The sequence below is a fragment of the Isoptericola sp. NPDC060257 genome (assembly GCF_042726645.1).
GTDB classification, from domain to species: Bacteria; Actinomycetota; Actinomycetes; order Actinomycetales; family Cellulomonadaceae; genus Isoptericola; species Isoptericola nanjingensis.
Window position 1 is genome coordinate 1 of sequence record NZ_JBHXAW010000314.1, and the last position, 4,797, is coordinate 4,797.

General features: G+C 75.3%; 4 protein-coding genes and 1 pseudogene. 1 reads left to right on the plus strand and 4 read right to left on the minus strand.

Translation table 11 applies throughout. The annotated features are described in order from the left end of the window. Positions 1–148: 148 nt before the first annotated feature. Entirely contained in the window at positions 149–1,051 is a 903-nt protein-coding gene (locus ACFWEK_RS18910; protein ID WP_430555041.1) for a hypothetical protein, read from the minus strand. Between the two features lie 91 nt (positions 1,052–1,142). Here ACFWEK_RS18910 and ACFWEK_RS18915 point away from each other — a divergent pair, with 91 nt between their 5' ends. Then, the gene (locus ACFWEK_RS18915) at positions 1,143–2,390 is read left to right on the plus strand and encodes a winged helix DNA-binding domain-containing protein (protein ID WP_430555042.1); all 1,248 of its coding nucleotides are present in this window, start codon (positions 1,143–1,145) and stop codon (positions 2,388–2,390) included. Positions 2,391–2,406: 16 nt separating this feature from the next. On the opposite strand, the gene ACFWEK_RS18920 is transcribed toward ACFWEK_RS18915, so the two are convergent. From ACFWEK_RS18920 to ACFWEK_RS18930, 3 genes and pseudogenes are all read right to left on the minus strand, one after another. Continuing rightward, entirely contained in the window at positions 2,407–3,021 is a 615-nt protein-coding gene (locus tag ACFWEK_RS18920; protein ID WP_430547902.1) for an NYN domain-containing protein, read from the minus strand. 205 nt (positions 3,022–3,226) lie between these two features. Further along, entirely contained in the window at positions 3,227–3,982 is a 756-nt protein-coding gene (locus ACFWEK_RS18925; protein ID WP_430555043.1) for a PspA/IM30 family protein, read from the minus strand. Positions 3,983–4,079: 97 nt separating this feature from the next. Continuing rightward, positions 4,080–4,797, minus strand: a pseudogene (locus tag ACFWEK_RS18930) (TPM domain-containing protein); the annotation flags it as partial.

Genomic DNA, 4,797 nt, shown 5'->3' on the forward strand with positions numbered 1-4,797 from the left:
ACTCCCCGCATCCTCGAGGTGTAGCCGAAGTCGTCCTGGCCGCGCGCCCGGCGCGCGGCCGCCGCGGCGGTGAAGGTGCTGGTGTCCCACTGTCCTGCGCCCATGACGGGCTCCTTTCGTCGGGGGGCCGGTGGCCCCGTGGTCTGTGCTAGGCCGCGTCCGGGAGGGCGAACGGGCGGTATCGCCGCGCGCCGTACAGGTGGCGCAGCAGGAGGTCGTACTCGGTCCGACGGCGACCCGCGTCGAGCGACGCCGAGGCCCGGGCCCAGGCGCGCTGGCGGCCCGCGTCGGGGTGGCCGTCGAGCAGCCCGTCGAAGAGGTCGGCGAGCCCGGCGTCGGCGGTCGTCGCGCCCCAGCCCGTCAGGACGACGCCGTGCCGAGTCGGGTGCACGAGGACGGTGTCGACGTCCAGGACCGCCGGCTCGCCCGCGAGGTCGAGGGCCAGGAGGACGCGGCGGGCCATCCACGCCCAGTCGCGGCCGTCGAGGCCGCCCGGGAAGGCCGAGCGGACCTCGCGCAGGGTGTGCAGCCCGTCGGGCAGCCGGGCCGCGACCCAGGCCCGGTCGGCCGTGGTGCCGCCGTCGACCGGCGTGGGGGCGAACGCGCCGGCGCCCGCCGTGGCGAGCGCCCCGGTCGCCGCCTGGAACCGGTCGGTGCCCCGGCTCTCGGTGCGGCTGAGCATGACGCGGAGCAGCGGGTCGTCGGTCGCGTACGTGCTGACCAGGTCGGCGCGGTGGAGGCGGTCGCGCAGCCGGTAGGTGCCGTGCCGGCCGACGACGTGCGGTGGCGCCGGGCCGGCCGTGCGCGCCGGGGCGCCGAGCCGCCACTGCTCGTAGAGGTCGTTGAGACGTGACGTCGCCCGCTGCGCGACGTCGGGCGCGACGCCGTGGCCGACCGCCACGTCGGGGTGGACGAGGGCGACGAGGCGGCGGTAGGTCCGGCGGGCCCGGCGCGCGGCGGCGGCCTCCGTCGGTGCGCCGGCGAACAGGTCCGCCGCCGTCCGCGCTGCGGTGATGTCGGCGACGGCCTGGGCCGGGGTTCCTGCGTCCATGTTTTTACTCTAGACGAGTAATAAGACTCGCGGCAAGGGGTGGCGCCGTTCTCCGCGTCGCGGTGTCGGCGGGGGGACCCATGATGGGCGGGTGCGGATCACGGGGGAGCAGCGCCGGCGGCGCCTGGTCGGGCGACAGCTGGCGCTGGGCGTGGGCCGGCCCGGGTCACCGGCGCTGGCGACGCCGGAGGACGTCACGCGGAGGCTGGTCGCGCTGCACGCGACGGACGCGCCGAGCGTGCACCTCGCGGTCCTCGCCCGGGTGCCCGGGCTCGGTCTCGACGACGTGCGCGACGCCCTGTTCGAGCGGCGCAGCCTCGTCAAGGTGCTGGGCATGCGGCGCACGATGTTCGTCGTGCCGCGCGACCTGGTGCCGGTGGTGCACGCGGCGGCGTCGACCCCGGTCGCGTCGCGGCTGCGGGCGCGGCTGCTCAAGGAGCTCGCGACCCTGCCCACGGACCCGGCCGTCGACGACCCCGAGGCGCTGGTCGCGGCCGCCGAGGCGCAGGTGCACGCCGCCCTCGCCGCCGGCCCGCTCGACGGCGCCGAGCTCTCGAGGGCGGCGCCGCTCCTGCGCACCGCGTTCCTGCCCACCACGGACAAGGCGTGGGACGTGCGCCGCACCATGACGTCGCCGCTGCTGTCCTTGCTGTCGGCCGAGGGCTCCGTGGTGCGCGGCGAGCCGCGCGGGGCGTGGTCGTCGCCGCGGCACGTGTGGTCGCCGATGACCGACTGGTTCCCCGACGGGATCCCCGTGATGGACGAGGAGGTGGCCCGGGTGGAGCTCGCCCGGGCGTGGCTCGAGGCGTTCGGGCCCGCCACCGTGGCGGACCTCAGGTGGTGGACCGGCTGGAACCTCGGGCAGGCGCGCCGCGCCGTCGCCGCCCTCGACGTGCGCGAGGTCGAGGTGGAGATCGGTCCGCCGGGAGGGGACGCCGTCGCCGCCGACGGCGTCATGCTGCGCGACACCGACCTGGACGCGGACCTCGACCCCGCGCTGGACGACGTCGTCGGCGGTCACGCCGCGCTGCTGCCCACCCTCGACCCCACCACCATGGGCTGGACCGCCCGCGACTGGTACCTGGGCCCGCACCGCGAGCGGATCTTCGACAGCGCCGGCAACGCGGGCGCCACGGTGTGGTGGCAGGGGCGGATCGTCGGCCTGTGGATCGTGCGACCGGGTGGCGACGTCGTCTGGCGCCTGCTCGAGGACGTGGGTGCCGACGGCGAGGCCGCCGTCGCCGCCGAGGCGGAGCGGCTGCGCGCCGTCCTGGGCGGGAGCACGTTCACGCCCGGCTACACGACCCCGCTGTACCGGGAGCTGCTCGCCGCGGGCTGATCCCCGCTCGCAGCGGTCAGAGGTAGCGCAGCGGGTCGAACTCGTCGAGCGGGATGATCCGCACGCGCGGCAGCGGGGCGGTGAACGCGTCGGCGTCGCCCTCGAGGTCGAACATCTGCAGCCCGCGCTCGGAGAGCTGCGCGAACTGCCCGTTGACGAACTCGCGGAACGCCAGCAGCCCCACGCGGCGCTCGTCGTCGAGCAGCGCCTCGATCTGCGGCAGGAAGTCGCCGTCGTGGCTCGCGAGCAGGACGTCGCCGTCCCGGTCCGCCAGCGCCTCCAGCGTGCGCTGGATACCGACGTCGACGACCTTCTCCGTGCCGGACGAGGCCAGCGGGATCGGCTTGTAGCCCATCGCGAGCAGCGCCTGCACGAACGCCATCGGCATCTGCCCGCTGCTGGCGTTGAGGAAGAACAGCGGGACGACGTCCTGGTCCCACAGCTTCTGCGCGAACGTCGAGATGCGGTCCCAGCGGGGGCGCTCCTCGGGGTTCGGCCTCCGGTTCAGCACGTTCATGCCCAGCGTGGCGTCGATGTTCTCGCCGTCCACCAGGAGGTAGGTGCGGCGGCCCGTGGCCTCCGCGGTGGCGGGCGCGCTCGCGGGGACCGGGGCGGTGAAGGCGGGAGACATGTCCCTCAGCGTATCGGCCCGCCCCCCACAACGATTCGTGACGTGGACCCCGCGCCCGGTCGGTGACCGAATGACCGTGCCCACGAGAGCCACGACTCGCGCACGCATCGAGCGTGCTGAAATGCTCCTCAAACCGCCGGGATGAGGACCATTTCAGCACGCTCGATGAATCGCCACGTGCCGCTGCGCGGTGGTCGGCCGGTCGTCAGTACTGCTCGGTGGACGGGGAGATCTGCGGCGACGGCGCGTTGCCCGCCTTGAGGGCGGCGAGCCGGGCCTCGAGCTCGATGTCGGCGTCGGAGGCCTCCAGCTCCGCGAACTGGGAGTCGAGGGACGCCGCGGCGACCTCCGCCTGGCCCATCGCCATGGCCTCCTCGCGGCGCACGGTCTCCTCGTACCGGGCCAGCTCGCTGGTCGGGTCGAGCACGTTGATGGAGCTGATCGCGCCCTGCACCGTCTGCTGCGCCTGGGCGGCCTTCTGACGGGCGACGAGCTGGTCGCGCTTGGACTTCAGCTCGCCCAGCTTGTCCTTCATCGCGGCGAGGCCCGTCTTGAGCTTCTCCACCGTGACGCGCTGCTGCTCGATCATCGGCTGCGCCGTCTTGACCTCGGACTCGGCGTCGAGCTGCTTGCGCAGCGCCACCTTGGCGAGGCTGTCGAACTTGTCGGCGTCGGCGGTGTTGCCGGCGGTGCGGTACTCGTCGGCCTTGCGCGACGCGGCGAGGGCCTTGGTGCCCCACTCGCTGGCGGCCTGGACGTCCTCGTTGTAGTCCTGCTCGGCGAGGCGCAGGTTGCCGATGGTCTGGGCGATGGCCTGCTCGGCCTCGGCGATGTTGTTCGTGTAGTCGCGGACGAGCTGGTCCAGCATCTTCTGCGGGTCCTCGGCGAGGTCGAGAAGCGCGTTGATGTTCGCCTTCGCGAGCTGGCTGATCCGCCCGAGGATGCTCTGCTTCTGCGTCATGGTCGTGCTTCCTTCCGTCGCCCTGCTGAGATGGTGTGCCGTCGTCGTGTGCCTGCCAGAACGTGCGTCGTCGCGGTCGGGTTCCGCCCGCCGGGGCTCAGAAGCGGCCGCCGCGCGACCTCCCGCCGCGCCCGCCGCCGCTGCTGCTGCGCCGGCCGCCGCCGAACCCGCCGCCGCCCCGGCCGCCGCCGAACCCGCCTCCGTAGCCGCCCCGGCGCCGGGCGCCGCCGTAGCCTCCGCCGAACCCGCCGCTGATGCCGCCGCCGGAGCCGCGCAGCACGGAGTCGAGCAGGATGCCGCCCAGCACCATGCCGCCGACGTTCGGCCCGCCCTGCCCGCCCTGGTTCGCGCCCCACGACGAGGTGTCCTGCTCCGCGAGCTGCGTCGCCTGCTGGGCGTACCGCTCGGCCTGCTGGGCGCGCTCGAGGGCCGCCGTCGGGTCCTGCGACTGGAGCGCCTGGGCCTCGGCGACGAGCCGCGCCGCCTCGGCCAGGCGGGTCCGGGCCTCGGGCCCGACGGCACCGCGTCGCGTCGCGACGTAGTCCTGCGTGGCGCGCACCTGCGAGTCGACGCGGCCGAGGGTGTCGCGCAGGAGCGCGCGGGCGCGCGCGTCCGCCTCCGCCTTCTCGCGCGCGGGGGCGAGGGCGGCGTCCAGGGCGGCCTCGGCCGCCGTGAGCCGGTGCAGCGCGGCGAGCGGGTCGCCGCCCGAGCGCGCGTCGCGCGCCTGGGTCATCGCGGCCTCCGCCTCGGCGAGCGCCGCGGCCACGGCCACCCGGTCGGCCTGGCCGTCGGCGGCGCCGCCGGCGGGCGCGAGG

Coding starts and splice junctions, on each gene's coding strand:
- ACFWEK_RS18910 (WP_430555041.1), bottom strand. CDS start 1,051: ATGGACGCAGGAACCCCGGCCCAGGCCGTCGCCGACATCACCGCAGCG.
- ACFWEK_RS18920 (WP_430547902.1), bottom strand. CDS start 3,021: ATGTCTCCCGCCTTCACCGCCCCGGTCCCCGCGAGCGCGCCCGCCACC.
- ACFWEK_RS18925 (WP_430555043.1), bottom strand. CDS start 3,982: ATGACGCAGAAGCAGAGCATCCTCGGGCGGATCAGCCAGCTCGCGAAG.